Origin of the sequence: Collinsella sp. AF08-23 (assembly GCF_003479805.1) — a bacterium.
GTDB lineage: Bacteria > Actinomycetota > Coriobacteriia > Coriobacteriales > Coriobacteriaceae > Collinsella.
In genome coordinates, this window is record NZ_QUHV01000002.1 from 101,410 (window position 1) to 127,702 (window position 26,293).

Genomic DNA, 26,293 nt, shown 5'->3' on the forward strand with positions numbered 1-26,293 from the left:
CCATGGCCGGAATCAACATGCAGCAGCTCATGAAGCAGGCCCAGCAGATGCAGAAGAAGCTCGCCGAGGCCCAGGAGAGCATGAACGAGGTCACCGTTGACGCCAGTGCCGGCGGCGGCATGGTCAAGGTGACCGTGGACGGCAACATGCAGCTTCAGTCCGTCACCATCGACCCCGACGCGCTCGATCCCGAGGACGTTGACATGCTCCAGGACATGATCGTGGCGGCCGTGAACGAGGCCTACCGCGGCGTGGCCGAGATCGCCAACAAGCGTATGAGCGCCGCCACCGGCGGCATGGGCACAGGCATGCCCGGCATGCCTTTTTAGCATCTGTTGAACTTGAGGCAGAGTGTGCATTTTGGAGTCCGTCCCCAAAATGCACACGGCCCTCTTTGTGCAAATTGGAGTCCGTCCCCAAGATGCGCGCTCCGGACGCACGCCGCTGTGGAACGATTTTGGATTGAAGCATGAGTGCCGATCGTAGCCTTCAAATACTCCTCGACGAGCTGGGACGCCTGCCGGGTATTGGCCCCAAAAGTGCCCAGCGCATCGCCTACCATCTGCTCGAAGCCGACGTCGAGGAGGCGCGCCGCCTGGCCGATGCCATCCTCATGGTCAAGAACGAAGTGCATTTTTGCAGTCGGTGCTTCAATTACGCTACCGACGACGAGTGCGCCATCTGCGAGGACATGTCCCGTGAGCGCGACCGGATCTGCGTGGTGGGCGAGCCCCGCGACGTGACCGCCATCGAGCGGACGGGAAGCTACCGCGGCCTCTACCACGTGCTCGGCGGCGTGATTAGCCCCATGGACAAGATCGGCCCCGAGCAGCTGCATGTGCGCGAGCTCCTCGCTCGCCTGGGGAGTGAGGACATCGAAGAGGTCATCATCGCCACGAACCCCAACATCGAGGGCGAGACCACAGCGAGCTACCTCGCGCGCACCATCAAGCCACTGGGGACCACCGTCACGCGCCTGGCCAGCGGCTTGCCCGTGGGCGGCGACCTCGAGTACGCTGACGAGCTCACCTTGGGCCGCGCTATCGAGGCCCGCCGGGCGTTGTAGAAGTGGGCTAATCGTTGTCGCGTGCAGGGAGTCGGGCATTGGGAGGCACAAAATGTCCGGATGCGCACGCCGCACACGCCAAGACGACTTTCTGGAAGTCCAATCTGCGGGCATCCATCCAAAAACCCGCTATACGTGCGCCCGCGCTTTGGCGTGGATACGGTGTCGATCTGCGGTGCCGGGCGGCTTTGCGGCGCTTCGATGTTCCAAGTACGTTCAATTTTTGGCTTACCCTGAGTACGGAATGAATGCGGCCTATCAAAAGCGCAGGTAGAGGTGTCGCCTTAAACGGGCCGAGTTCCGGTGACAGCCAAATTGAACGTACTTAGCAGCAAGCGATACGAAAGTCCTCGAGATTTCACGTGCAGGGTCTGCTTGACGGGTGCAGTTTTTCGTGCAGGCACCTGGCCATGCCCGCCCCGATCGATGCTTGGCGCGGCCATGCTAAAAGGGCGTATTCCAGCTGGTGAATAGGCGGTATCGCAGGTTGGTTTCCATCTGGTGCATGCGGGCATCCAGAACCGGGGGCTTGGTGCCCAGCAAATGGGCAATATGGGCGCAGACGGCGTGGTACTTCTCTGGATTGAAAAGCTGGTCATAGGTAAGGGGCAGGACTTCGATCCCCATGGTTTGCAATGCGGCCATTCTGTCCGAATCCGAGATGAAGGACTCGTATCGGTCATGGACCAGACCACTTTGACACTCAATATCCAGCGGACGCCCCGAGGTGGTGTTTTCGAAAAAGAGGTCTCCGTAACAGCAGCGGACTCGTCCCGAGAGGAGACGTGCGTCGCTAGTGAGCTTAATTTCCTTGTTGTTCTCGAGCCCCTTGAACCCTTGGCCTCCGAGTTTTGGCGGCAGCGAAAGTAACATAGTGGCTTGCACCTCAAAGGGAGACGCGCATATTCCGGTGACCAGCTTGGCGCAGCGAGCGAAGCGCGCTCCGCAACGATACGTGCGCACTTCGTTGGCAAAGGAGGAGAGCTCCTCGATTGCAACAAGAGGCCTGCGGCTCCAGAGTCCGCTTGGCCTGCCGTCGGCTTTCTTAACGGGCCGCCATTCTTCGAAGAAACGTGCGCCCGCCGAGCGTGCCGTTTCGAGTGCGGCGCACAACTCCTCGGTGGGTGCGAAAAGCGAAAACGTACCGCACAGCTCATACATTGCCATGAGGAGACGCACATCGGAAACATGCGGAATGCGGGCGAGTGTCAGAAGGGTCATGAGGGGCGAGGTGACTTGGAGGTCAGAGCCGTAGTTCTCGATTGCCCCAAAGGGGAGATCGCCAAGCCAGAGCTGGTCTTTGAGGTTCTTTGCGCCGGAACAGGCGGATCGTGCTTGACGTAGGCAGTAGAGCGGTGGCTGGATTAAAGTCCGGAACAAGGATTCTTTGAGGACGGTGCGCCAGCATGCAGGTGCGCCAATGAAGGGGACGCTGGGCAGCAGGGCGCGGTATTGCGGCGGAATGCGATGCAGCGCAAAGGCGGTTGGCCCGCTCAATATCTGGTCCATCAGTCGGTTCCCTTCCAGCTTGCATTCAAGTACGTTCAATAATGTGGTTGGGTCGGATATACCCAGAATTAATGAGCTCTCTATCTGGGGTTTTGACAAATTATCTGCTTCTGTTCTCGAGGCATTGGCCAAATTGAACGTACTTAGGTGAATCACCGGAATTAGTCGTCGGCATTAATCGCCGAAAGATGCGCGAGTGCGAGCCCGGACAGATCAGGGAGCACGCTGTCCGGAGCGGCGGCAGTGCTTGGGGATGATTGTGGGGCGTGGCCGTTCGCGCGGTAACGCTGGCCTTTGGGCCGAAGTGCGCAAGGGCGTGCGGAGGTGCCGTCGAGGTAGGGTGGCGGCACATGCCGGCAACAGAACGCGGCGGACGATGATGGTGGAGTACGACCGCGAGGGCGGCACATTGAGCAAGCCGGTGTCGATGGCACGAGGTTCATCATTGATGAGATGCTGCGTAGTCCAGTATATCTACCTGCGAAAACATACGTTCGCCGACTCAACTAGATTGTGCTTTTAGGACTCATAATCGGGGGTACAATGGTTCTACATGCGCATCCCGCGTGGCGATATGTCATGCCGCGCGAGTGCATGGTGCGATCTTCCGAGGCAGCTGCTCGGTTCCGTCCGCCATGCGAGCATACCGGGAGCCGCAGTGACTCCCGGCGCCTTATATACCTAGTCGAGAGGAGAGGGGTATATGGCAGATCGTAAGTTCAAGTCTATGGACGGCAACGAGGCCGCCGCGTACGTTTCGTACGCGTACACCGAAGTGGCGGGTATTTACCCGATCACGCCGTCCAGCCCCATGGCCGACCATGTCGACCAGTGGGCGGCTCAGGGCATGAAGAACATCTTCGGTACGCCCGTGAACGTGGTTGAGATGGAGTCTGAGGCTGGCGCTGCCGGCGCCGTCCATGGCTCTCTGGGCGCTGGTGCCCTCACCACCACCTATACGGCGTCCCAGGGTCTCCTGCTCATGATCCCGAACATGTACAAGATCGCGGGTGAGGGCCTGCCGAGCGTCTTCCACGTTTCGGCCCGTACCGTCGCCACCCACGCGCTCAACATCTTTGGCGATCACTCCGACGTCATGGCCTGCCGCCAAACCGGCTTTGCCATGCTCGCCGAGGGCAACGTCCAGGAGGTCATGGACCTTTCGCCCGTCGCCCACCTTGCCGCTCTCACCGGCAAGACGCCGTTCCTCAACTTCTTCGATGGCTTCCGCACCTCGCATGAGATCCAGAAGGTCGCCGTGTGGGATTACGAGGACCTCAAGGACATGTGCGACATGGAGGCCGTCCAGGCCTTCCGCGACCATGCCCTCAACCCCGAGCACCCCACCGCTCGCGGCTCCCATGAGAATGGCGATATCTTCTTCCAGCACCGCGAGGCCTGCAACGGCACCTACAACGCGCTGCCGGCCATCGTCCAGTCCTACATGGACAAGGTGAACGCCAAGCTCGGTACCAGCTACCATCTGTTCGACTACTACGGCGCCGACGACGCCGACCGCGTGGTCGTCTGCATGGGTTCCTTCTGCGACACCCTCGAGGAAGTCATCGATTACCTGAACGCCCACGGTGAGAAGGTCGGCCTGGTCAAGGTCCGCCTGTACCGTCCGTGGTCCGTTGAGGACTTCGTGGCAGCGCTGCCCGCGACCGTCAAGAAGATCGCCGTGCTCGACCGCACCAAGGAACCCGGCTCCATTGGCGAGCCGCTCTACCAGGACGTCGTCTCCGCGCTGTACGAGGCGGGCCGCTCCGACCTCGTGGTGACCGGCGGCCGTTACGGCCTCGGTTCCAAGGACGAGCCGCCGGCGGCTGCCTTCGCCGTGTTCGAGGACCTCAAGTCCGATACGCCCAAGCGCGAGTTCACCATCGGCATCGAGGATGATCTTACCCACCTGTCTCTGCCCATGGACCCGGATGCCCCCAACACGGCGGCTGAGGGCACCATCGAGTGCAAGTTCTGGGGCCTTGGCGGCGACGGCACCGTTGGCGCCAACAAGAACTCGATCAAGATCATCGGCGACCACACGGACAAGTACGTCCAGGCCTACTTCCAGTACGACTCCAAGAAGACCGGTGGCGTCACCATTTCGCACCTGCGTTTTGGCGATTCCCCGATCCGTTCCCCGTACTACGTGACCAAGGCCGACTTTGTGGCTTGCCACAACCCGAGCTACATCATCAAGGGCTTCAAGATGGTCCGCGACGTCAAGCCCGGCGGCACCTTCCTGGTCAACTGCCAGTGGACGCCCGAGGAGTTCGCCTCCCATATGCCGGCGAATGCCAAGCGCTACATCGCCAAGAACAACATCAACGTCTACCTGATCGACGCGATCGACCTGGCCGCCAAGGTGGGCATGGGCAAGCGCACCAACACCGTGCTTCAGTCCGCGTTCTTCGCGCTGGCCGGCGTTCTGCCGCAGGAGGAGGCGCTCCAGTACATGAAGGACGCCGCCACCAAGTCCTACGCTAAGAAGGGCCAGGCTATCGTCGACGCCAACCACAAGGCCATCGACGCCGGCGCGACCGCGTTCGTGAAGTTCGATGTTCCCGCCGACTGGGCCGACGCCACCGACGAGGCTCCTGCCGAGGTCCTCACCGATGCCGAGAAGACGGCAATCGCCAAGCAGGTCAAGGAGCTCATGGAGCCCATCGCCCGCATGGACGGCGACTCCCTGACCGTCTCCGCCTTCAAGGATTGCGCCGACGGCCAGTTCGAGCTGGGCGCCTCCGCATACGAGAAGCGCGGCGTCGCCGTTATGGTCCCGCATTGGGACGAGACCAAGTGCATCCAGTGCAACCAGTGCGCCTACGTGTGTCCGCATGCCACCATCCGTCCGTTCGCGCTCAACGCGGACGAGGTCGCCGAGGCCCCCGAGACCATGCGCATGCTGGATGTGAAGATCCCCAAGGACACCGGTTACAAGTTCGCCATCGCCGTCAGCCCGCTCGACTGCATGGGCTGCACCAACTGCGCCAAGGTCTGCCCCAAGGACGCGCTCACCATGGTTCCCGCCGAGGGCGAGCTCGTCGAGCAGAAGACCTTCGACTACTGCGTGGCCAACGTCGCCGAGAAGCCCGAGCTCGTGGGCAACAACGTCAAGTCCAGCCAGTTCAAGCAGCCCCTGCTTGAGTTCTCCGGCTCCTGCGCCGGCTGCGCCGAGACCGCGTACGCCCGCCTGGTGACCCAGGTCTGCGGCGACCGCATGTTCATCTCCAACGCCACCGGCTGCTCCTCCATTTGGGGCAACCCCGCCGCGACCTCCCCGTTCTGCACCGATGCGAACGGTCACGGCCCGGCTTGGAACAACTCCCTGTTCGAGGACAACGCCGAGCATGGTCTCGGTCTCGAGCTCGGCTACAAGGCCGTCCAGGGCAAGCTCGTCGCCGCGTGCGAGGAGATGTTCGGCTGCGACAAGGCTTCCGATGAGCTGAAGGCCGCCGCCCAGGCTTGGATGGACGCTCGCAACGATGTTGAGGGCTCCAAGACCACCGCTGCCGCGCTGATCGCCGAGTGCGAGAAGTCCGATTGCGACAAGGCCAAGGAGATCCTGGCCGACAAGGCGTACCTCACCAAGAAGTCCTTCTGGATCTTCGGCGGCGACGGCTGGGCCTACGACATCGGCTTCGGCGGCCTGGATCATGTCCTCGCCTCTGGCAACAACGTCAACGTCTTCGTGTTCGACACCGAGGTGTACTCCAACACCGGCGGCCAAGCCTCCAAGGCCTCTAACCTGGGCCAGGTCGCCCAGTTCGCCGCCGCGGGCAAGAACATCAAGAAGAAGAGCCTCGCCGAGATCGCGATGAGCTACGGCTACGTGTACGTGGCGCAGGTCGCCATGGGCGCCAACCCGGCCCAGACCCTCAAGGCCATCCACGAGGCCGAGGCCTACGACGGCCCGTCCATCATCATCGGCTACAGCCCCTGCGAGATGCACTCCATCAAGAAGGGCGGCATGCAGAACTGCCAGGCCGAGATGAAGAAGGCCGTGGATTGCGGTTACTGGAACCTCTTCCGCTACAACCCGGCTGCCCCCGAGGGCAAGAAGTTCGCCCTCGACTCCAAGGAGCCGGCTGGCGGTTATCGCGACTTCCTCATGAACGAGGCGCGCTACGCCAGCCTGACGCGTTCCTTCCCGGAGCGTGCCGAGGAGCTGTTTGCCGAGAACGAGGCCGCTGCCATGGATCGCTACCAGCATCTGGTCAAGCTCAAGACGCTCTACAACGAGTAGTCGCCTAAAACGGGCTGTAAGCCGCAGCGCATAGCGCCTGATGCGCCCCCGTCGGATTCATTTCCGGCGGGGGCGTTTGCATGGGCGTCGGAAAACACAGTTCCCAGCGTGATGGAAATGCGCGATACAAGTCATCACCTCGAGAAAGGGACGGGTGCTAATCTGAGGTGCGAAGTGCATGGTGCGGGGGTGCTTGGCATGAGGCGCTTGGTATGAAGTACTTGCAGCGAAGCGCAAGTCACGAGAAATGAAGTCTCGGCGTTGCCACGGAAAAGGCGAGTTCCGCGAGAGTTAACTCTCGCGGCGGGTTTTTGTCGTTTTGTCCGGATTGCCGCCTCGAGAGTTAACTCTCGAGGCAGCCGAGTGGAGGCGGGCCATAACTTGAAATGCCCAAACGCGTGTCGAACAGGATGCTGCGCATGGCGAGGTGCCTGATGGAAAAGCGTAGTAATTCGACCATAATCGAGATGGAAAACGCAAGAAAAAACGACAAAAACGTGATGTAAAAGCGTAAACCTGCTGGTTGTGGTGGGTATCTAGTTTCACACCTTAGCTCTGCCAGAAGTCGACGATGAGGTCCTCGCGGTTTTTGGTGCCGGTCTTCTTGACGAGGTTGTGCACGTGGGACTTGATGGTCCCCACGGCGAGCACGAGCTCGTCGGCGATCTCCTGGTTGGTCTTCTTCATGACGACGAGGCTCAGGACCTCGGCCTCCCGCTCGGACAGCCCGTGCTCCATCCAGCTCGGTGGCCATGAGTCCTTGGGCGACGCCGCACGTGCCATGGGCTCGCTGCTCGACATCATGATGGCCCGCGTGGACCGCCACAAGGACGTCGTCGGCCTCATGACCATGCTCGAGAACCTGCCCGAGGGTAAGAAGATCGAGGAATGGACCCTGCCCTTCAAGGGTGCGATGATGAAGATCGCCATCGCCGTCCCCTGCATCGAGCTCATAGATCTACGACGAGGTTTGGGGCGAGGGCGTCTATAAGTGCGTCGGCGTCCAGTCCGAGCAGGTCGTCTACGGTGGCGGCAACATCCACTGCATCACACAGCAGGAGCCCTCTGCGTAATGGGCCGCTCCGCCTGATCACGCTTTTCCGCGGAGCGGAAGCGCCCCGTTCACCATGTGCTTCCCTTCGTCATCTCCCGAAGGCCGCCCGGCCCCGTCTCCAAGCCGGGCGGCCGCATCTCTTGCGGGGGCGCCCAATCTCGTGCGCGGGTGCCCCGTTTACTCCACTGTGATAACAGGTGCGCATATTCTTGTTCATTCTTGTATAGAAATGCATAGACAAGCTAAATCTGCAGGATTGATATACAAGAGGCGCAAGGGCCTGACATTTGGTCAATGTGATGAGATTATGCCTATAAGCTCGTTATTAACGCTTATCGCCAATAATCGTCCGTTCACCAAGACAACTAAAAACAAAGGTCCTTTCAGTGGCACATTGAGGGTATATTGCATAAAGTAAGCCTGCTGGTGAATATTAGAACCGGCGCCCTACGTTAGAAAAGAGGCAGTTATGTCCAAGCCTTACGGCAAGCCCGACCGCATTGTCGTGGCTCTTGGTGGCAACGCCCTTGGCGACACTCCCGCCGAGCAGATCGAGAAGGTCAACCACGCCGCCCACGCCCTTTTGGGCCTCATCGAGCAGGGCAATGAGATCATCATCACCCACGGCAACGGCCCGCAGGTTGGCATGATCCAGAACGCCTTCGCCGCCGCGCACGACGCCATCGGCACCCCCTCCATGGACCTGCCCGAGTGCGGCGCCATGTCTCAGGGCTACATCGGCTACCACCTGCAGCAGGGCATCGGCCGCGAGATGCACAAGCGCTATAAGCGTTGGCACGCCGCCACCGTCGTCACCCAGATCGAGTGCGATCCCGACGATCCCGCGTTCGTCAACCCGACCAAGCCGATCGGCCCCTTCTACACCGAGGAGCAGGCCAAGGAGATCATGGCGGAGAATCCGGACATGACGTTCGTTGAGGACTCCGGCCGCGGCTGGCGTCGCGTTGTGGCTTCCCCGGAGCCCAAGAAGATCGTCGAGGCCGACTCCATCCTCAACCTCCTCGACAACGAGTTCATCGTCATCGCCTGCGGTGGCGGCGGCATTCCCGTCGTCCGCGACTACAACAACAAGGGCTGCTACAAGGGCGTTGCCGCCGTCATCGACAAGGACATGGGCGGCGAGCTCCTCGCCGAGGACTGCTCCGCCGACGTTCTGTTCCTGCTGACCGCCGTCGAGCACGTCGCCATCAACTTTGGCAAGCCCAACCAGGAGGAGCTCGAGGAGCTCACCGCCGACGAGGCCGAGCGCCTGGCCGATGAGGGTCAGTTCGGCAAGGGCTCCATGGAGCCCAAGGTCCGCGCCGCCATCAAGTTCGCGCGCTCCCGCAAGGGCCGCACCTGCATCATCGGTGCCCTCGACAAGGCCGCCGAGACCATGGCCGGTCTCTCCGGCACGCGCATCACGGGCTAGATATCGGTATTCAGCGTGTCGGACGATGTCCGGCATCTGGAATTCCGATGAGCTATCGCTTTGCGTTTTCGCTCGCCGCGCTCGAGCGCCAAGCCTCGGGCGCGGCATTCCCTGGCTTGTCTCCCTGCTGGTCAAACCGCTTGCGTCCGCCTAACACGACGACGGATGCCGGGTCGGCCTCCTACATAGCCTTCCTCTCCTTTGGACGTCCCGGAAAACTGCCCCGGGGCGTCCTTTGCACGTGTCGCCACACATTGGCTGTGGGCGCCTTGAAATTGCCTATGACTACCCTGAAATTGCCTATGGTTGTCAGCCGCTTGGGCCTCTGAACCGGCAGATTGCCATAGGCAATCTCGTGAGAGACATAGTCAATCTCGTGCGGCCATAGGCACTTGTATGTTTGTGGAAGGGTGCTGACTGGATGACGCAACGAGAGGGTGGGGGGGATTACACCCAAAATGACCAGCACGCTTGGGTTTGGTTGAGGATCTCCTGGATGCCCCAACGTCGTGCGGAGTTGTAGGGGCTGTTGGGGTCGAAGACCTCGACCATGCCGCGGTCGTCGATGCTGCGCAGCACGATGTAGTGACCCACGGTGGTGAAGTCGCCCGGACTGACGCTGCAGATGACGGGACGCCCGTTTGCCAAGGCGTTGGTGATGTCCCGGCGCGAGGGGTTGATGTATGCCGAGTTGATGCCGAGCATCGAGGCACCTTCAGTCATGAAGGACCACTCCGTGGCGCCGGTTGGGGCGAAATTGTTCTCGTCGGCAAACGCCGCCATGGCGCCGGGATCGAGGTCAGTTCGTCCGGTTAGGTAGATGTAGACCATGGTCAGAGATGTGGGGCCGCATGCGTTGGCGCGCACCGTTCCACCAGCGTAAGACTTGTTTGCCCAAGCGGGATCAGTTTGGTACAGGTGCGGCATGGTGCCCTGCGTCCATTCCGAGCGGGGAGTGGAGACGGCATAGGCGCCGACGCCTAACTTGTTGGGGTTGACCGCTTGGTTGGCGAGCCGTTTTTTCTCGGCGGCTGCCTCTGCTTGCGCGGCTTCTTCCGCTGCGCGCTGCTGTGCGGACGAGTAGATGGCCAGCCCTCTGCCGCCAACAAGCACGAGCGCGAGAACCGCCACGATTACGCGCGGCTGCAGAAGGCGATCGATCCAGGTTGCGCGGGCGAAGATGCGATTCGAGCGCAGATGGGGATGCGTGACGCGTGATGATTTGAAGGCGGACCATCTGCGGCTTCCGTCAACGTAGGCATGCGAGCGGCCGCGTTTCCCGCTGAGCCCAGAGCCACGGGCGGCGCCGAAGTTGGGGTTACGGGTGGAGCCGAAGCTGGAGCTGCGGGGGACGCCGAGATTGGAGTTGCGGGCGGCACCAGGGCCCGCGGCGCGATATGTGCCGCGTTGCGAGCGAGGAGTTCTGCCAGCGCGAGGTTGCTCAAGATATTCTCGCTGGGGCGCACCGCTGATACTCGAGTCTGCCTGACGTCGACGCTCGTTCACGCCGAGCGGCACTTCTCGCTGGCCGGCAAGGCGAACGGATCGCCGAGACGCATCATTTTGATGGCCCTGGTCCACAACTGCACCCCCTTACGGTATGCACGGCAATACTGCACATGGTACCAGCTCCAGGGTGGATAATCAGGCAGGATGCGCCGGCCGCGCACATGCGCCTGTCCGACGCTTGTCTGGGGTTAATAAGGCGAGTCATTTCCGAATTGAAATCTGGCGGCAGTTTCAAACCGCGGTTTTCTCACATAAATGGCCTTGGTAATGTGATTTATCAACGGTTTGAAACAAACTAACCGTTTCAAACCGTTGATTCCTCACATCGTATTAAGGGGATTGCGAGTTGTTCGCATGGCTGTAGGGGAGGGACGAGGGATTCGCTGCTGAGATGCGCCTTGCCGCGGCCCGCGCGCTCGCCGATGTCGGCTGTCGTGCCTGTAACCCGCGCAGATGCGCCACGCCCACCGCGCACCCGCTGCGCCTCCCGTCGCTGGCCGTTGCATCATCGACCGCTCGTCCCAAAAACGCGGCCGCTCGTCTGCGCCTTGCTTCCGCAAATCGAGAAGCACGCAAAACGCGCAACGGCAGGCAATATCCTCCAAGGCGTGGAAAAGGCGCGCGTGTACCTCGCGCGCAGAGGGATGGGCCCGTCCGGAACGGAGAGGCCCATAACAAAGAAAGGAGGCGTGCTATGGCGGACACCACCACTCCTGCCGCCGAACAGGGCGGCATGAAAAAGACGCTGTCGCTGTGGAACTTCTTCACCATTGGCTTCGGCGCCATCATCGGTACCGGCTGGGTCCTTCAGGTCGGCGACTGGATGGTCGTCGGCGGCGGCCCGGTCCCCGCTATGATCGCATTCCTCTTGGGCGCTATCGCGTTGGTGCCCATTGGAGCGGTGTTTGGCGAGCTTACCGCCGCCATCCCGGTTTCCGGCGGTATCGTGGAGTACGTCGACCGCACCTTCGGTCGCACGGCATCCTACATCACCGGTTGGTTCCTGGCCCTGGGCAACGGCATCCTGTGCCCGTGGGAGGCGATCGCCATCTCCACGCTCGTGTCCGACATGTTCGGCAGCCTGCCCGGCCTCGAGTGGCTTCGCGCCGTCAAGCTCTACACCATCCTCGGTGCGGACGTGTACCTGTTCCCGACGCTGATCGCGCTCGCCTTCGCAGGCTACGTGGTCTTCCTCAACTTTCGCGGTGCCAGCTCCGCGGCCAAGCTCCAGGCCTTCCTCACCAAGGCCCTGCTCTGCGGCATGCTGCTCGCCATGGGCGTCTCCATCGTGACCGGCTCCCCGAGCAACGCCATGCCCGTCTTCTCCCAGGTGTCCGGCGCCGGCGGCGGCGTCGCCGCGACCGAGTCCACGAACCTGCTCGCGGGCATCGTCTCGGTCCTGGTCCTGACCCCGTTCTTCTACGCGGGCTTCGACACCATTCCCCAGCAGGCCGAGGAGGCCGCTGAGGGCCTGAACTGGAACAAGTTCGGCAAGATCATCACCCTGGCCCTCCTGGCCGCCGGTGGTTTCTACATGGTCTGCATCTACTCCTTCGGCACCATCCTTCCCTGGGACGAGTTCGTCTCCCAGCCGGTGCCCGCGCTCGCTTGCCTGAAGAACATCAACATGATCCTGTACGTGGCCATGCTCGTCATCGCCACCCTCGGGCCCATGGGACCGATGAACTCCTTCTACGGCGCCACGAGCCGCATCATGCTCGCCATGGGCCGCAAGGGCCAGCTGCCCGAGCAGTTCGCCGAGGTCGATGAGAAGTCCGGTGCCCCGAAGCTCGCCTGCGTGGTCCTCGCCGTCATCACCATCGTCGGTCCGTTCCTGGGCAAGAACATGCTCATCCCGCTGACCAACGTGTCCGCCCTCGCGTTCATCCTCTCCTGCACCATGGTCGCCCTCGCGTGCCTGAAGATGCGCTACACCGAGCCCGACCTGCCCCGTCCCTACAAGGTCCCCGGCGGCAAGTTCGGTATCTTCCTGGCCATCCTCGCCGGCGCTATCATCATCGGCCTGCTGGTCCTGCCCTTCAGCCCGGCATCGCTCGACATGGTCGAGTGGTCCATCGTGATCGGTTGGCTGGTCGTCGGTTTCATCCTCATGTTCGTCACCAAGGCCCGCGCTAAGTAGCGAACTACCCGCAAGCGGCGGGTGACCCCACACGACGCACCCGCCGCTTTCCTCCGGGCATTCGCCCGACCTCTCCTCTCTTGTGGCATCACCCGGCCGTGCACGTACCCCGCGCGGCCGGGGGCCAATAGCCAATCCATCGTTCCAATAAGGAGGAACATCATGGGTAAGAAGTACGCAATCGTCGGAGGCAAGCTCATCGACGGTACCGGCGCCGAGCCGGTCGAGAACTCCCTGGTTCTCGTCGACGAGAACGGCAAGATCGAGTACGCTGGCGCCCACCAGGACACCCCTGAGGGCTACGAGGTCATCGACGCCGCCGGCAAGACCGTCATGCCCGGCCTCATCGACACCCACCTGCACTTCTCCGGCAACCTCACCGACGACGACACCGACTGGGTCATGCAGCCGCTGCTCGAGAAGCAGGCCGTCGCCGTCAAGCAGGCCTATGACTGTCTCACCCACGGCCTGACCACCGTGTGCGAGATCGGCCGCTTTGGCATCCAGGTTCGTGACTGCATCGAGAAGGGCGTCTTCAAGGGTCCTCGCGTCCTCGCCACCGGTCTCGGTTTCTGCCGCACCGCCGGCCACGGCGACTCCCACCACTGCAGCCAGCTCGAGAACAAAGAGTCCCATCCTTGGGGCGACCAGGTCGACGGTCCGTGGGACCTTCGCAAGGCCGTTCGCCGTCGCCTGCGCGAGAACCCCGATGCCATCAAGATCTGGGCTACCGGCGGCGGCATCTGGCGCTGGGACTCCGGTCGCGACCAGCACTACTGCTCCGAGGAGATCAAGGCCGTGATCGATGAGGCCAAGATGGTCGGCATTCCGGTGTGGAGCCACTGCTACAACAACCACGCCGCCGCGTATGACTCCGTGCGCTTTGGCTGCGAGCAGCTGATCCACGGCTTCGACATCGACGAGCGCACCATGGACCTCATGGCCGAGCAGGGCACTTTCTTCACCCCGACGATCGCCTTCCTGCCCACCTGGTACTCCACCTATCCGCCGGTCTACGTGCCCGAGCTGCACGACAAGTACGAGGGCACCCTCGTCGAGAAGGAGCTCCAGCGCAACTACGACTGCCTGCGCGAGGCCAAGAAGCGCGGCGTCGTGATGACCATCGGCTCCGACTCCTTCTCCTTCGTCACTCCTTACGGCACCTGCTCCATCGAGGAGATGTACGAGTTCGTGGACAAGATCGGCTTCACCCCGGTCGAGACCATCACCTGCGCCACCCTCAACGGCGCCAAGATGTGCCACATCGAGGACGAGACCGGTTCCCTCGAGGCCGGCAAGTGCGCCGACCTGCTCGTGGTGAACGGCGACGTCGCCGCCGACATCCACACCCTCAACGTCGACAACATGGACGTCATCATGAAGGACGGCTGGATTGTCGATCCGGGTACCTTCGGCGAGGGCAATAAGTATTCCGAGTAACGGGGGTCACTCCCATCGGGGCTCCCCGGTCCTTAGTCTTGCGCTCAGCTTCGCTGCGCTCAGAAATCGCGCAAGACTAAGGACCGGGGAGCCCCTGCGCTTACCCCGTTGCGGGGTCGGGTGGAGCGGGGGAGTTGGCGCGCCCGGCTTCGGGACTTCCGCTCTTGTAAGATGGTGAGGTGTTGTGGATGGTGCGGGCGAGAGGGAGACGCATGCAGAGACCGTTCGAGCGGCAGAACCAGACGAAGTTCTTCCGTGTTGCGCAGACCTGGGCACTGCGTGGCCTCATGCTCTGTGTGCCGATGCTGCTCGGTCTGCTCGGCCTCGAGTTCGTGAGCAATCCCAACCCGGTTCCCGCGGTCATCACCATCGCCGGCCTCGTGCTGCTGTGTTTCTTCTTCGCCTACGTGTTCGTGGCGCCGGACGACTTCTCGCTCTCGGCGACCGACCGCACGCTAGGCATCGCGAGCAAGATCTTCACCTACACGCGTCATGGCCTTACGCCCGAGGCCACGCTCGGCGCATGCCAGATCATCCTGCCCGAAACGCTCGCCTCCGCGATCTGCGTGACGGACGGCACCGCCGTCGTGGCGAGTTGGGGCGAGGATTCAGACAGGTGCCCGTCGGGCACGCCCGTCGTGCTGCCGAGCACGCTGCGTGTGCTCGAGGGGAAGCAGATGGAGGTCTTTGCGCGGGAGACCCCCGAGCCGGGCGAGCCGCGCTTCTTTCCCCGTCTGCACGCGGGCATCACCGCCCCGCTCATCGTGCGCGACCGCTGCATGGGCACGATCGAGCTGTATTACCCGCGCTACAGCGACATCGACGCACGGCAGACGGCGCTCGCCACCGGGTTCGCCGAGCTTATCTCCACGCAGCTCGCGAGCTTCGAGCTCGAGCGCCAGCAGGACGTGAGCGCGCGCATGGAGCTCCGCGCCCTGCAGTCTCAGGTCGACCCGCACTTCCTGTTCAACACCATCGGAACCATCGTGTCGCTCGTCCGCACCGAGCCCGAGAAGGCCCGCTCGCTGCTCATCGACTTCTCGAACTACTACCGTCAGACGCTCTCGAACTCCGACGCCCTCACGACACTGCAAAACGAGTTGGGGCAGGGCATGCGTTACATCAACCTCATGCAGGCGCGTTACGGAGACGACCGCCTCAAGCTGCGTGTGGAGCTTGACCCTGCGACACTGGACAGCCGTGTGCCTCCGTTCATCTTGCAGCCGCTGTTGGAGAATTGCATCAAGCACGCCATGCGCGAGATCGAACCGCTATCCATCGTGCTTTCGTCCATCGAAACGGATGACGGCATCGAAATCGTTGTGGAGGACGACGGCATTGGCATGAGCGAGGAGACGGTCGCGCACCTGTTTGACCCCAAGCGGGCATCGGGGTCGCAGCCCAACGAGGCGGAGGGCCAGGACGGTGCCCGTCTTCGCGATGCACCCACGACGGCAGACGGGTCGCTTAAGCGCGGCGGCGGTTTGGCGCTCGCCAATGTGCTCATGCGTATCCACTTCTTTTTCGGGGATGAATCGGGCATTCGCGTGGAATCCCGGGAGGGCGTGGGCACGCGGATTATGGTCGAGCTTGTGGGCGAACCTCATGAGCCGGACGCGAGCACAATACCTTCCGCCCGCTGACCTTGGGCAATTGCGCCGGGGCGTCGGGGCTGTTGGCGCTGCGGTAGACTTTTCGTTTGGGACTGGATTATGGCCGTATGAGTTCGGGCGCATGCCCGGGCAGCAGAAAGGGAGTTCGCATGGCTGGGCAAAACTGGCGCGTGCTAATTGTGGATGATGAACCGCCGATTCGTGCAGAGCTCAACTACCTGCTTACGCAAGATGCCCGTGTGGGCGCGGTGGAAGAAGCGGGCGGAGCGACGGCGGCGGTTGAAAAGATCCTGTCGTTCCGTCCGGATGTACTGTTCTTGGACATCCAGATGCCCGGCACGAGTGGCGTGCAGCTCGCCGACAGCCTGCACAACCTCAAGCACCCGCCGGCAATCGTCTTCGTAACGGCGTTTTCCGAGTACGCCGCCGAGGCATTTGAGCTCGATGCCGCTGATTACGTGCTCAAACCCGTTGAGCAGGCCCGTTTGGAGAAAGCGCTCGACAAGGTTGAGGCTACCATTGCGGCACGCAAACCCGCTGCGGCTGCCGAGCCTGTCCGCCGTATTCAAGGGGAGCGCAATGGGAAACGCTCGTATATTCCCGTGGGGGAGATCGCCTACATCGAAGCAAAGGCCGATTACGCCGTTGCGCACACGCAAGTAGGGGGCTATTTGGTCAACGAATCGATATCGGTGTTGGAGCGCCGCCTGGCGTCTGAGGGCTTCCTGCGTGTGCACCGCAGCTTCCTGGTGAACATCGACGACGTTCGTGACATCGAGGTTCTCAAGCCAAGCGGCCTTATCCAACTCACGCTCGAGCGCACGGGGGCGTGCGTCCCGGTGAGTCGCCGCCGCGCCGCGGGTGTGAAGCGGCAGCTCGGTTTGGCGTAAATGCTCCTTGATGCCAGGAATCGGGCGATTTTGTAACGAATTTCCGGATGCCTTGAGTAGACGGGAAAAGTAAAGAGTTTTATCAGGGAAAACGTCGGCGTTTTAGAGGGTCTACTTGGCTCCCTTGGTTTTTCGTTACATTTTCGCCCGATTTGCGGCAGCAGCAATCGAATCGCGCTGTGCTCGTGCTGTGGCAGCCATTAGAGAACGATGTCGATGAGTTCGCGTGGGTCGTCAATCACGTAGTCGGCCCCCGCCGCCTCGAGTTCGGCGCGTCCGCGGAATCCCCAGGCAACGCCGCAAGAGCGCAAGCCGGCGTTGTGTCCACAGGCGATATCCACATTGGAGTCACCCACGTAGAGCGTGGAGGCGGGGTCGGCACTGAGCAGTTCGAGCACATGGAGCGTGATGGGGGCGGCAGGCTTGGGCGGGAACGCATCCACGCGCCCCTGCGCGACGGCGAAGCGGTCTCCAAAGTACTGGGCAACGAGCGGAGTGGTGGCGGCATGGTCCTTGTTTGAGAGGACGCCGAGCGTCACGCCGGCATCCAAGAGGGCGTCGAGCATCTCCATAATGCCGCTGTAGGGGGCCGTGCGGTCCTGCTTGTGGGCACTGTAGTACGTGCGGAACTCGGAGAGCGCCTGTTCAAAGATGCGTCCGTCCCCCGCGAACTCGGCGGGTATGAGCCGCTCGATGAGTTTGGGCTGTCCGTTGCCCACTTTGAATCGGAACTCGTCAGCGGTGAAGGTGGGCCAGCCGTGCAGCTCGCACATATGGTTGCCCGCTGCGGTGAGGTCATCGAGCGTGTTGAGCAGCGTGCCATCCAGGTCGAAGATCACGTGGGTGAATGCCATGGGCGGGCCTTCCTCTCGGTTGATTGCGCAGCCATCATAGCGCAACGTCCCGGTACCTTGGGGGATGGTGCCGGGACGTATAGGAGGGGACGGGGTTGTTGTGGGGGTCTGCGACGTCGCACCTTGGAGGGGTTGCGCGCGGCGGCGGGACGGAGCCTTGAAAGCGCGAAGCGCTTGCACCGTGTACGCGGAGGTCGATGTGCAGGGGCTCTGAGCGGGGGTGCAGCGCGGAGAGGCTACAGTTCTCCGAGGGCCTTCGCCACGGCGAGGTACGCCTCGTCGCGCTCGCGCGTGGCCTCAACGTCGCGACCCTGAGTGTAGTCATAGAACCCGCGCTGGGTCTTCACGCCGTAGGCTCCTTCGTCGAACAACTGGGCGAGAAGGGGAGAGGGCTCTGCGGCATTGCAAAGGTCCGCATTGAGGTACGACGCGATGTGGTGGAAGGTGTCGAGCCCGCCGAAGTCGGCGATCTGCAGCGGTCCCAGGCACGCATAGCGCAGACCGAGGCCATAGCGCATGATGTCATCGACGCCCTGCGCATCGACCACGCCGGTCTCCACAAGGTGCAGGGCCTCGCGCAGCACCGCGAATTGAATGCGGTTCGCCACGAAGCCGGGCACGTCCTTCTGCACCACGACGGGCTTCTTGCCAATCGCGTGCGCCAGATCGCGCACGATATCGGCGGTCTCATTGGAAGTCTCGTCGCCGCGGACGATTTCGATAAGCGGGATGATATGGGAGGGGTTGAACCAGTGCATGCCGATAAACCGCTGGGGCAGTTTCACCGCCGCCGCGAGCTCGTTGATGGAGAGGCCCGAGGTGTTGGTGGCGAGAATCGCGTCGGGACGAGCGAGTTCGGAGATTTCCCGGTAGAAGGACGTCTTCACATCGAGGCGCTCCACGATGCTCTCGACCATGAGGTCGCAGGTGCCAAAGCTATCTTTCTCGCAGGTATATGCGATACGTTCCAGCAGCTCATCGCCTTCGTCGCGGGTGATATCGCCATCCGCAACGAGGTTGTCCGTGCCCTGCGCGATGCGCGTCGCGGCGTTATCGAGTGCCGCTTGAGCGAGGTCGTAGATGGTGACCTGGTAGCCGTAGCGCGCGAAGATCTGCGCCATGGAATAGCCCATCGTTCCCGCGCCGGCAACCACGATGCGCTCGATATCTTGAACCTTCATAGTTAGACCTCCATCTCGAGCAGGGCGCTCCCTAGGGACTTTCCATGCATGTCGAGGGCGAGCGAGCGGGTCACGCCGCCACCAAGAGCTGCTTTGAGCTCGAAATTCAGCGCTGCGATGCTTGGGATCTCGTAACGGGTTACCTCTCCGTGCACGAGCTCTCCAAACCAAGAGGCGACACGCTCGGCGGTGATCTTCTCCTCGAGGAGCGCATAGTCCGCTGGGTCGTAGGCGATGACCGATATGACCGAGACATTGCCCTTGTCGCCCGTGCGGGAGTGGGCGATTTCCTTGAGTTTCATCGTCTATGCCTCCAGAAGCTCGACGCCGATGGTGAAGTCCGAAGACGGAATGAGAATGCTCGCGATGGAGATGATGTCACGTACGCTGGCTGTGGCACCGCCGCCACCGGCGGGGCCGTTGGTGTAGAGCGCCTCGACCTCGCGACCAACCTCATGTGCCATCTCGGCAGTCTTGGTGCGAGCTGCAACGCGGAGGCGGATCTCAATGGGGGCGCCGACTCCAGGGCCGGACGTCTCGCGGATGGCATGGGAGATTGCATCGCCATACAGGGAGTTGAACCCGATGTAATCGAAGCGGACTTCCTCGGCTTCAAGCCCGATGATCTCAAAGCGGTGCTCGAGTACATCACGTGCGAGCTCCGCCTTGGCGAGCGCGTTCTCGCCGCCGTAGCTGATCTGCCCCTCGCCGATGAAGCAATCGTGGTAGCCAACGCTCGTCTTGAAGAAGCCGTTGGGTGCGGCTCCGTCTGCCCCGTGGATCTTGACGCGGTTCTCGGCCTCTTGCTCGATGCGGACCTGGGAGAAGTCTGCCACGACATCGGGCGTGAAGTAGGTGTGGGGGTTCTGGATCTCGTAGAGGGTCTGCTCTTGGACCGTCGCGACGCTGACGAGGCCACCCGTGCCGGGCAGCTTTGTGATCACGCCGTTGCCCTCCTCATCGACCTCGATGATGGGGAAGCCGAGGTTCCACAGGTCGGGCACTTCCTTGTGGCCGGGATCGGCGAAGTACCCGCCGCAGACCTGACCGGCGCATTCGAGCAGGTGACCGACCCATGTGCCCCGCCCAAGACGAGTGTAGTCGTCCATGCTCCAGCCGAATTCGTGCACCAGGGGGCCGAGCGCGAGCGAGGGGTCCGCCACGCGTCCGGTGATGACAATGTCGGCGCCACGGTCGAGCGCCTCGACAATACCAGCGCAGCCGATGTAACCGTTGGCGGACAGGACCTCGCCGTCGATGTCGGACAGCGGCGCGCCCGTCTCAATGGTGGTCATGCCCAGGTAGTGGTCGAGCTCATCGGTCTTGTCGTCGCCGGTGACGCATACGATTTTGAGGCCGGTGAGGTCGCGCTCGCGTGCCATAGCGAGGCAGCGTTTCGCCGCGGCCGTGGGGTTCGCCGCACCCATGTTCGTCACGATGCGCGGGGCTCGCTTGGTTTCGGCGCGCAAGTCGACGAGGGCGTCGAGGATGCGCGTGAAGCGGTAATCGAACAGGTCATTGTAGCCAAGCTCGGGATTTTGGCGGCGCCTGGTCTGGGCGATGGAGACTGTGCGCTCCGCGAGGCACTCGAAGATGATGTAGTCGAGGTCACCGCGGCGGATGAGGTCGATGGCGGGTTCGATACGGTCGCCACCGTATCCCGCGCCCGAGCCGATGCGGATAGTTCTCATGTTTGGCGTCCTTTCGCATTGCGGGCCAAAGGAGGATGGGAGTACTGGCCGGCCTCCCGTGAATGTGCCGGTACCACGTAAGTACAACGTTGTACCCTACGAGGATAGTAGAACGTTGTACCTATCAGTGTCAAGCGGTTGTGCTAGGATTTTTTAAGCAAAATCGTCTGCATGCGCGGTGTCGAGCCCGCACGTGCCGTGCATATGGGGGAATGGGAATGGCCACGATAAAAGACGTCGCCGCATTGGCGGGGGTCTCGCTCTCGACGGTCTCCATCGTCGCAAACGGCCGCGCCAAACAGCGCAACATTTCACAGGTCACGCAAGAGCGCGTGCTGGATGCGATGCGTGAGGTTGGGTATCGCCCAAGTGTTGCGGCCCGCAAGCTCCGGGGCGGCAAGGAGCGCCGCCAGCTCACAGTTTTTTGGGCGGATGACTTCCGCGAGATCATGCTTGCCCGCTTCCTTAAGGGGCTTCATGCGAAGCTCGAGCAATGTGGTGTAGAACTCGATGTTGGTGTCGAGACGTACCGCAACGGAGAGCTGTCTCGCGTTGGTGCCCTGTGCGGTGCGCCGACGTTCGACGCCGCCATCATCGCGAACGCGTCGCCCGACGACCTTGCGTTCCTGGCAGAGATGAAGCCCTTGGCACCTATGGTCCTCTACAACCGCGAACTTGAGGGCTACGCCTCGGTTGTGGTTGACGATGCGGAAGTTGGGGCGATGGCGGCGAAGAGAGCCGCTGCGTGGTTGGGCGGTCGGGGCGATGGCGGTCGTCGTCCCGTGGCTTGCCTGCGAGCACCTGCAGCCTTTGAGGGCATGCTCATACGCGAAGAGGCGTTTTGCGCAGGCCTGCGAGATGCGGGCCATGAGGTGATCGACATGGCAGTTGACGAGAACTCCGCACAAGGCGGCTATAAAGCGCTTGCGGGTATCGCGCCAGGTGCGGTGTCGTGCCTGTTCGCTCCCAGCGATGCGGTCGCCATGGGCGTGCTGCACCGGTGCTGGGAGCTCGGCATTCGCGTCCCCAACGATATGGGAGTCATCTCCGTGGGCAATGGTGCCGTGGAATACGCCGAGCATACGTGTCCGCCTTTGACGTGCGTCTCGATTCCCATGGAGGAGATGGCAGGGCACTGCCTCGAGCTTTTGGGGGACGCGGTTGGCTTTGCGCCCCCCGCGGACGAGGCGCGTGTGCGCCGCATATCCGCGCGCCTGTGCGTTCGCGCGTCCATGTAGCGCCGCCGCGATTGAGGCGCTAGTAGTGTGTGAGCTCGATGCTGTGTTCTTCTGCAAATGCAATCACTGCCGGATCGCATAGGGCATCGAGCTCACGCACGCGATCCAGGTTGTACGAGCTTGCCCGGTAGAGGTCGAGGTCGCAGTAGCCGGGATGGCACATGAGCTCGATATCCTCGTCGAGATGTTCCTGCATGATCGATATCAGCGTCTCGGCTGTGGCGGTTGGCCCAAAGAATCCGCTCACATACGCAAAGCGCCCGTACCGGCGCATTTCGAGGCCGTACTCGCGCGCAAGGCCGCGCGTGACATCGAGGATGGCGGGAGACATATCGTGCACGCCATGGTGTGAGTCGATATGCGTGGGCGCATGTCCAAAGACATCGCAGAAGGACTCGATCTGGGCCTTGAACTCACGTCGGACGTCTTCGGCGTCGAGGTCATCCACGCGGCTGTAGAGCTCCTTGCGTCCATAGAACGTACCGCCAGGGGCCGTGATGCTGCGTCCAGCGGTGAGGGGGCTGCCCAGGGTGAGCGTGAGGTGAACGCCGATGCCCAGGCCGTCCAGGCCTTCCACCGCTTGCCGTGCGAAGTCGATGTCCTTGGCGTTCATGAGCGCGGTGGTTGAGCGGAGGATGCCACGCTCGTATGCCTCGATGATGCCAAGCGTATTCGCCTTGGTGTAGCCAAGGTCATCTCCATTTACAACGAATCGCATGGGGCCTCCAAGCAGGGGACGTGTGGATTAAAGAACGGCGGTCGCCAGCGCACTGATGAGGGGCAGCGTTACCAGAGAGAGCAGGGTAGAAAGACAGACCGTGATGCTGGGCTTATTGGTGTCCTGTCCGAGCTGTTGGCAAAAGACGGAGACGTTGGAGCCTACGGGCGCTGCGGCCGCGATGAGGATTGCAAGTTTGACCTCGCGCGCCCCGGGGATGACGGCAAAGAGGGCAATGGATACCAAGGGGATGAGCACGAGGCGCGCCACGCTTGCCTGATAAGCTTTGGGCGTGGTGAGTAGGGTGCGCAGGTCTGCATTGGCCAGATACGAGCCAAGAATCAGCATCGCGAGCGGAGAGTTGAGGTTGGCGATAGTCCCCATGAGGGTTTGGGCAATGGGGGGAATGGGCATGCGAACCAAGAACAGCACGGTCCCGAGGATGAGTGCGATGAGCATGGGGCTGCTCAGGACGGAACGCATGCTGATGCTCTCAGTGGAGCCGGAGATGCGCCACCGCCCGTATGTCCACTGCAAGACATTGAGGGCCGCGATGAAAGGCGCGATGAAGAACACTGCCTCGGCTCCAAATGCTGCTTGAACGAGGGGAATCCCAATGAACCCGGCGTTGGAAAACGCAGCGGCGAACTCAAGAACGCCGTCGCGGGGGAACACCAGCCGCGCGATGAGCATTGCCAGTCCGAGTGCGAGGGCGGAAAGCACCATGGTGAACACGAGGTTTTCAAGGCGCTCGGGTGTGTACATGCCCCAAAACGAGCGGACGATCACAACGGGGAACACGACATTGAGAAGCAATGAGCCGAGTTCGCGCGTGGTGGTGGGGCTAAGCATGCCAAGCTTCACCAGCAGGCAGCCGAGCCCCATGACGGCGAACATGACAAGGCACTGAGAGGCCAGTGTTGCGGCGATGCTCATGGGTCCTATTTCTCGGCTATAGCCTGGTATACGGAGATAAACTCCTTGGCGAGGATGCCAAAGGCCTCGGCGCTCATGAGCTGATCTTCGGCGTGCATGAGGATCAGGGCGAATTCGGACTGCTCGCCGGCGGCCTCCTTCTGGATGAGGGAGAAGTGGGCGTCGTGACCGGCGGTGAAGAGCTGCTGGCCCTCGGCAATCAACTGCTCGGCACCATCGAAATCGCCTTCCTTGGCGCGGTGGATGGCCTCGACGTAGTTTGAGCGCGCGGCACCAACGGAGGCGATGATCTGGAAACTTGCCTGTTCGACTTCGGGACTCATGGATACTCCTGTTCGTTGGGCTGGTTGCTATTTAGCGTGGATTTGGAAGTAGACAGCCTTGAATTCTGGGGTTGCCTTGAGCGCCGCCTTGACGACGGTGAGCGCGCGCTCGTCGTCGGTCGTCTCAAAAAACATCTCCATGGGAGTCTCGCTGACGAACGTGCACGTGGGGTCTTCCACGGCGGTGACGTACTCTTTGAGCTTGTCGTGGTACATGGTGCAGTTGATGGCGATCATGATGGGTCCTTTCTATTCGATCGCGGTGTTAAGACTGTTGGGAGGTGCGCTGCGCGAGGGCGCTGGTGAGTAGATCGATGAACACCATGAACGAGACTTGCGTCTCGAGGTATTGGCTGTAGTTCTGGTTCTGATAATTGGGGAGCCAGACGACCTGGCTGACCTTCGCGTTGAGCGGGTTCTTCCGACTCATGGTGATGAGGACGATATGCGGTTTCCGCTCGTCGGAGGTATCGGCCAAGGCATCGAGAATATCTTTGTAAACCCTGCTGCCTGCGGAGAAGATGACCAGGGTGTCCTCATCGGTGATGCCCTGTTCGACGGAAAGCTGGTCATAGGGCGCAAAGCTCGAGATGATGCCGAGCTTGAGGAGGTTGAAGTTCAGAAGCTGGGCGGACAGGGCGCTCTTGTGGAAGCCGGTGGTGACGATGCGCCGCGACGTCGTGAGGCGCTCGACGAGCAAACTCATATCGGCGTCTTCCATAGCGGCGGGTATGAGCTGGAGGAGCTTGCAGTACCATTCGATTGCCGTAGACGGCGAGCTGCTCTCGCCAGCTGACTTGTGGTGCTGGTACACGGCGGACCGGAAATCGGAGAACCCCCGGTATCCGAGTTTTTGGCAAAAGCGCGTGATCGCCGGCTGGGAGATGCCGAAGTCCTCGGCAAGGGAGGTCGCCGAAGCGCGCAGGACGGCGTCGACGTTATTGATGAACGCCTCGTACACCTGTTGATCCGTTGCGGTGAACGCACCCTGTTTAATCTGCATCTGCTCGAATGGGTTCATAGTGAGTCCTCCAGTCATACCGAATGGCTATTCAGCAATCATGGACTCAATACTACCAATTACCGACTGAACGAAGGCGTCCGCCTCGCCGCGCGCGGTGCGGGAGTTGAACGTCTCGAAGTACTTGCCGTAGTCGCAGTTGGGGACGAGATAGTTGCAGTAGGTGTTGGCGTAGCCGATGATGATGACCTCGTGATGCGGGAATGCCGCTTTGATGCGGCGGCCGAGTTCGCTGCACACGTCACCCGGCATGGTGACGACGATGAGGGTACCGAATGAGTAGAACTGGCTCGTAAGTTCGAGCGACACGGGGCTCATCTCGAGCTTGCGCTGTTGGCGGTCCATCAGGAATGCGGACATGGCCTGGGGCTCGGGTGAGGCCAGGTCTCCTTGAATGCGAGCGGTCATTTCTGCCCAGTCGCGATCGGTGCGGGCATCATAGGTGGTGGGACGACTGACGCTTCCGCACCGGGGCGTCCACGTGTGCAATTCGACGGGCGTCTTCTTGACCATGACCTGATCAAAGAGGGCATCGGCGGTCTCGTTAAGCTCGTCTATGCCCGATGACTTGCGGTAAAAGCGCGTTGACACATCCCCGCACGTTCCGTTGGTGCACAACACCTGGCAACCAAGGGCATCCTCGAGCCTCAAACGGACTTGGCCGATAAGGTCGGCGGAAAGCGCGGTGCTGCTTCCGTTGAGGATGGTGGGGTGCGCCGAGACGTTGAAGAACGCTCCGAGGGGCGTGCCGTCCTCGCCTTGGAAGGCGATGAGGTAGCAGTGCTTGTCCTCGACACCCCCCCGGACGTTGCGGTTGCCGTAGAGGCCGTCGACGAGCATCTTCTCGAAGGTGCAGGTGGCGGGCTGCATATGCGCGTGTGCACGGCAGGCGCTCTCGATCATGCGGCGCTCAGCGTCCGCGGTGAGTTCGGGTTCGACATGGGTGTCCTCAAAGGCGAGTTTGAAATACGCCGGGGCGGAGTGCGTGTGAATGCACGCCACGGTGATGTGTGAGGGGTGGATGCCCGTGCGCGAGGTGATTCCCGCCTTTACTCGGTTGCAGAACACGGGGTCGAGCATGATGGAGTCAAGGACGACGAGAACGAAGGTCTCGTTGTCGATGGAGAGACATAGTGAATTAATCTGAATGGAATCAAGCACTGATTCATTCATTCCTGGGCGATTATAGCCAGCCATATAGCATGGACGCTGTGGGGTGATATCTACTTTATCGAATCCGATATACATAGTTACCAGCTTCTTACCATTGAAACCTGTATGATGAGGACATCGTACTACATGAATTACCATTTACCGTTTACCGAATGGAAATTCCGGTAAACGGTAAAAGTGTTGAATGGTCATTCAAGTTCGTATACATTCGACTCACGTACTGGCCGTGCGCCCACATCGTTTGCAGTAACGAGAGGAA

The 26,293-nt window shown here is 61.6% G+C and carries 24 protein-coding genes; 11 read left to right on the forward strand and 13 right to left on the reverse strand.

Annotated elements, in window-relative coordinates; genetic code table 11:
* Positions 1-2: 2 nt before the first annotated feature.
* Together DWV48_RS01770 and recR are read left to right on the forward strand one after the other, a co-directional pair.
* On the forward strand, positions 3-329 hold the full coding sequence (locus tag DWV48_RS01770) for a YbaB/EbfC family nucleoid-associated protein (protein WP_118652842.1): 327 nt from the start codon (positions 3-5) through the stop codon (positions 327-329).
* 140 nt (positions 330-469) lie between these two features.
* Positions 470-1,066 carry a recombination mediator RecR gene (gene recR / locus DWV48_RS01775; protein WP_118652844.1) on the forward strand — a complete coding sequence of 199 codons (597 nt, stop codon included), beginning with the start codon at positions 470-472 and terminating at the stop codon, positions 1,064-1,066.
* 444 nt (positions 1,067-1,510) lie between these two features.
* Here the strand turns inward: recR and DWV48_RS01780 are convergent, their stop codons facing one another.
* Positions 1,511-2,575, reverse strand: coding sequence for a hypothetical protein (locus tag DWV48_RS01780; protein WP_118652846.1), 1,065 nt, complete (start codon positions 2,573-2,575; stop codon positions 1,511-1,513).
* A 703-nt stretch (positions 2,576-3,278) separates the two neighbouring features.
* Here DWV48_RS01780 and nifJ point away from each other — a divergent pair.
* Positions 3,279-6,821, forward strand: a complete 3,543-nt coding sequence (gene nifJ, locus DWV48_RS01785) for a pyruvate:ferredoxin (flavodoxin) oxidoreductase (protein WP_118652848.1) — start codon at positions 3,279-3,281, stop codon at positions 6,819-6,821.
* A 549-nt stretch (positions 6,822-7,370) separates the two neighbouring features.
* Here nifJ and DWV48_RS09330 read toward each other — a convergent pair.
* Entirely contained in the window at positions 7,371-7,508 is a 138-nt protein-coding gene (locus DWV48_RS09330) for a helix-turn-helix transcriptional regulator (RefSeq protein WP_233546042.1), read from the reverse strand.
* On the opposite strand from DWV48_RS09330, the gene DWV48_RS09335 reads away from it, so the two are divergent.
* The 3 genes from DWV48_RS09335 to arcC all read left to right on the forward strand — a co-directional run bounded on the left by DWV48_RS09335 (position 7,507) and on the right by arcC (position 9,307).
* Positions 7,507-7,812: a hypothetical protein gene (locus DWV48_RS09335; protein WP_233546043.1), complete on the forward strand. Its 306-nt coding sequence runs from the start codon at positions 7,507-7,509 to the stop codon at positions 7,810-7,812. The genes DWV48_RS09330 and DWV48_RS09335 overlap by 2 nt on opposite strands.
* Positions 7,778-7,894 carry an agmatine deiminase family protein gene (locus DWV48_RS01795; protein WP_233546063.1) on the forward strand — a complete coding sequence of 39 codons (117 nt, stop codon included), beginning with the start codon at positions 7,778-7,780 and terminating at the stop codon, positions 7,892-7,894. The genes DWV48_RS09335 and DWV48_RS01795 overlap by 35 nt, the downstream gene beginning before the upstream one ends.
* A 450-nt stretch (positions 7,895-8,344) precedes the next feature.
* Positions 8,345-9,307, forward strand: coding sequence for a carbamate kinase (gene arcC / locus DWV48_RS01800; RefSeq protein WP_118652852.1), 963 nt, complete (start codon positions 8,345-8,347; stop codon positions 9,305-9,307).
* 447 nt (positions 9,308-9,754) lie between these two features.
* Here arcC and DWV48_RS01805 read toward each other — a convergent pair whose 3' ends face one another.
* Complete coding sequence (locus DWV48_RS01805; RefSeq protein ID WP_233546045.1) at positions 9,755-10,888, reverse strand: C39 family peptidase; 1,134 nt, start codon at positions 10,886-10,888, stop codon at positions 9,755-9,757.
* Positions 10,889-11,510: 622 nt separating this feature from the next.
* Here DWV48_RS01805 and DWV48_RS01810 point away from each other — a divergent pair.
* The 4 genes from DWV48_RS01810 to DWV48_RS01825 all read left to right on the forward strand — a co-directional run bounded on the left by DWV48_RS01810 (position 11,511) and on the right by DWV48_RS01825 (position 16,899).
* Positions 11,511-12,956, forward strand: a complete 1,446-nt coding sequence (locus DWV48_RS01810; RefSeq protein WP_118652854.1) for an APC family permease — start codon at positions 11,511-11,513, stop codon at positions 12,954-12,956.
* Between the two features lie 162 nt (positions 12,957-13,118).
* Positions 13,119-14,396, forward strand: a complete 1,278-nt coding sequence (locus tag DWV48_RS01815; protein WP_118652856.1) for an amidohydrolase family protein — start codon at positions 13,119-13,121, stop codon at positions 14,394-14,396.
* A 212-nt stretch (positions 14,397-14,608) separates the two neighbouring features.
* Positions 14,609-16,039, forward strand: a complete 1,431-nt coding sequence (locus DWV48_RS01820; protein ID WP_118652858.1) for a histidine kinase — start codon at positions 14,609-14,611, stop codon at positions 16,037-16,039.
* A 119-nt stretch (positions 16,040-16,158) separates the two neighbouring features.
* Positions 16,159-16,899: a LytTR family DNA-binding domain-containing protein gene (locus DWV48_RS01825; protein WP_118652860.1), complete on the forward strand. Its 741-nt coding sequence runs from the start codon at positions 16,159-16,161 to the stop codon at positions 16,897-16,899.
* A gap of 200 nt (positions 16,900-17,099) precedes the next feature.
* Here the strand turns inward: DWV48_RS01825 and DWV48_RS01830 are convergent, their stop codons facing one another.
* The 4 genes from DWV48_RS01830 to DWV48_RS01845 all read right to left on the reverse strand — a co-directional run bounded on the left by DWV48_RS01830 (position 17,100) and on the right by DWV48_RS01845 (position 20,625).
* On the reverse strand, positions 17,100-17,753 hold the full coding sequence (locus DWV48_RS01830; protein WP_118652862.1) for an HAD family hydrolase: 654 nt from the start codon (positions 17,751-17,753) through the stop codon (positions 17,100-17,102).
* A gap of 236 nt (positions 17,754-17,989) precedes the next feature.
* On the reverse strand, positions 17,990-18,934 hold the full coding sequence (locus tag DWV48_RS01835; RefSeq protein WP_118652864.1) for a 3-hydroxyacyl-CoA dehydrogenase family protein: 945 nt from the start codon (positions 18,932-18,934) through the stop codon (positions 17,990-17,992).
* A 2-nt stretch (positions 18,935-18,936) separates the two neighbouring features.
* Positions 18,937-19,236, reverse strand: a complete 300-nt coding sequence (locus tag DWV48_RS01840; protein ID WP_118652866.1) for a hypothetical protein — start codon at positions 19,234-19,236, stop codon at positions 18,937-18,939.
* Positions 19,237-19,239: 3 nt separating this feature from the next.
* On the reverse strand, positions 19,240-20,625 hold the full coding sequence (locus DWV48_RS01845) for an acyclic terpene utilization AtuA family protein (protein WP_118652868.1): 1,386 nt from the start codon (positions 20,623-20,625) through the stop codon (positions 19,240-19,242).
* A 218-nt stretch (positions 20,626-20,843) separates the two neighbouring features.
* Here DWV48_RS01845 and DWV48_RS01850 point away from each other — a divergent pair, with 218 nt between their 5' ends.
* Positions 20,844-21,863: a LacI family DNA-binding transcriptional regulator gene (locus tag DWV48_RS01850; RefSeq protein ID WP_158574793.1), complete on the forward strand. Its 1,020-nt coding sequence runs from the start codon at positions 20,844-20,846 to the stop codon at positions 21,861-21,863.
* Between the two features lie 19 nt (positions 21,864-21,882).
* On the opposite strand, the gene DWV48_RS01855 is transcribed toward DWV48_RS01850, so the two are convergent.
* The 6 genes from DWV48_RS01855 to DWV48_RS01880 are packed head-to-tail and all read right to left on the reverse strand — an operon-like array spanning position 21,883 to position 26,022.
* On the reverse strand, positions 21,883-22,581 hold the full coding sequence (locus DWV48_RS01855) for a ChbG/HpnK family deacetylase (protein ID WP_118652872.1): 699 nt from the start codon (positions 22,579-22,581) through the stop codon (positions 21,883-21,885).
* Between the two features lie 27 nt (positions 22,582-22,608).
* Positions 22,609-23,517: an AEC family transporter gene (locus DWV48_RS01860; RefSeq protein ID WP_118652874.1), complete on the reverse strand. Its 909-nt coding sequence runs from the start codon at positions 23,515-23,517 to the stop codon at positions 22,609-22,611.
* A 5-nt stretch (positions 23,518-23,522) separates the two neighbouring features.
* Entirely contained in the window at positions 23,523-23,840 is a 318-nt protein-coding gene (locus DWV48_RS01865; protein ID WP_118652876.1) for a PTS lactose/cellobiose transporter subunit IIA, read from the reverse strand.
* Between the two features lie 27 nt (positions 23,841-23,867).
* Entirely contained in the window at positions 23,868-24,077 is a 210-nt protein-coding gene (locus DWV48_RS01870; protein WP_118652878.1) for a hypothetical protein, read from the reverse strand.
* Positions 24,078-24,105: 28 nt separating this feature from the next.
* The gene (locus DWV48_RS01875) at positions 24,106-24,861 is read right to left on the reverse strand and encodes a MurR/RpiR family transcriptional regulator (RefSeq protein WP_158574794.1); all 756 of its coding nucleotides are present in this window, start codon (positions 24,859-24,861) and stop codon (positions 24,106-24,108) included.
* A gap of 27 nt (positions 24,862-24,888) precedes the next feature.
* Positions 24,889-26,022, reverse strand: coding sequence for a hypothetical protein (locus tag DWV48_RS01880; protein ID WP_118652882.1), 1,134 nt, complete (start codon positions 26,020-26,022; stop codon positions 24,889-24,891).
* Positions 26,023-26,293 lie beyond the last annotated feature (271 nt).

Coding starts and splice junctions, on each gene's coding strand:
- DWV48_RS01770 (WP_118652842.1), top strand. CDS start 3: ATGGCCGGAATCAACATGCAGCAGCTCATGAAGCAGGCCCAGCAGATG.
- DWV48_RS01860 (WP_118652874.1), bottom strand. CDS start 23,517: ATGAGCATCGCCGCAACACTGGCCTCTCAGTGCCTTGTCATGTTCGCC.
- DWV48_RS01840 (WP_118652866.1), bottom strand. CDS start 19,236: ATGAAACTCAAGGAAATCGCCCACTCCCGCACGGGCGACAAGGGCAAT.
- DWV48_RS01820 (WP_118652858.1), top strand. CDS start 14,609: ATGCAGAGACCGTTCGAGCGGCAGAACCAGACGAAGTTCTTCCGTGTT.
- DWV48_RS01780 (WP_118652846.1), bottom strand. CDS start 2,575: ATGGACCAGATATTGAGCGGGCCAACCGCCTTTGCGCTGCATCGCATT.
- DWV48_RS01870 (WP_118652878.1), bottom strand. CDS start 24,077: ATGATCGCCATCAACTGCACCATGTACCACGACAAGCTCAAAGAGTAC.
- DWV48_RS01875 (WP_158574794.1), bottom strand. CDS start 24,861: ATGAACCCATTCGAGCAGATGCAGATTAAACAGGGTGCGTTCACCGCA.
- DWV48_RS01845 (WP_118652868.1), bottom strand. CDS start 20,625: ATGAGAACTATCCGCATCGGCTCGGGCGCGGGATACGGTGGCGACCGT.
- DWV48_RS01865 (WP_118652876.1), bottom strand. CDS start 23,840: ATGAGTCCCGAAGTCGAACAGGCAAGTTTCCAGATCATCGCCTCCGTT.
- nifJ (WP_118652848.1), top strand. CDS start 3,279: ATGGCAGATCGTAAGTTCAAGTCTATGGACGGCAACGAGGCCGCCGCG.
- DWV48_RS01825 (WP_118652860.1), top strand. CDS start 16,159: ATGGCTGGGCAAAACTGGCGCGTGCTAATTGTGGATGATGAACCGCCG.
- DWV48_RS09330 (WP_233546042.1), bottom strand. CDS start 7,508: ATGAAGAAGACCAACCAGGAGATCGCCGACGAGCTCGTGCTCGCCGTG.
- DWV48_RS01830 (WP_118652862.1), bottom strand. CDS start 17,753: ATGGCATTCACCCACGTGATCTTCGACCTGGATGGCACGCTGCTCAAC.
- recR (WP_118652844.1), top strand. CDS start 470: ATGAGTGCCGATCGTAGCCTTCAAATACTCCTCGACGAGCTGGGACGC.
- DWV48_RS01810 (WP_118652854.1), top strand. CDS start 11,511: ATGGCGGACACCACCACTCCTGCCGCCGAACAGGGCGGCATGAAAAAG.
- DWV48_RS09335 (WP_233546043.1), top strand. CDS start 7,507: ATGACGACGAGGCTCAGGACCTCGGCCTCCCGCTCGGACAGCCCGTGC.
- DWV48_RS01850 (WP_158574793.1), top strand. CDS start 20,844: ATGGCCACGATAAAAGACGTCGCCGCATTGGCGGGGGTCTCGCTCTCG.
- DWV48_RS01835 (WP_118652864.1), bottom strand. CDS start 18,934: ATGAAGGTTCAAGATATCGAGCGCATCGTGGTTGCCGGCGCGGGAACG.
- DWV48_RS01815 (WP_118652856.1), top strand. CDS start 13,119: ATGGGTAAGAAGTACGCAATCGTCGGAGGCAAGCTCATCGACGGTACC.
- DWV48_RS01855 (WP_118652872.1), bottom strand. CDS start 22,581: ATGCGATTCGTTGTAAATGGAGATGACCTTGGCTACACCAAGGCGAAT.
- arcC (WP_118652852.1), top strand. CDS start 8,345: ATGTCCAAGCCTTACGGCAAGCCCGACCGCATTGTCGTGGCTCTTGGT.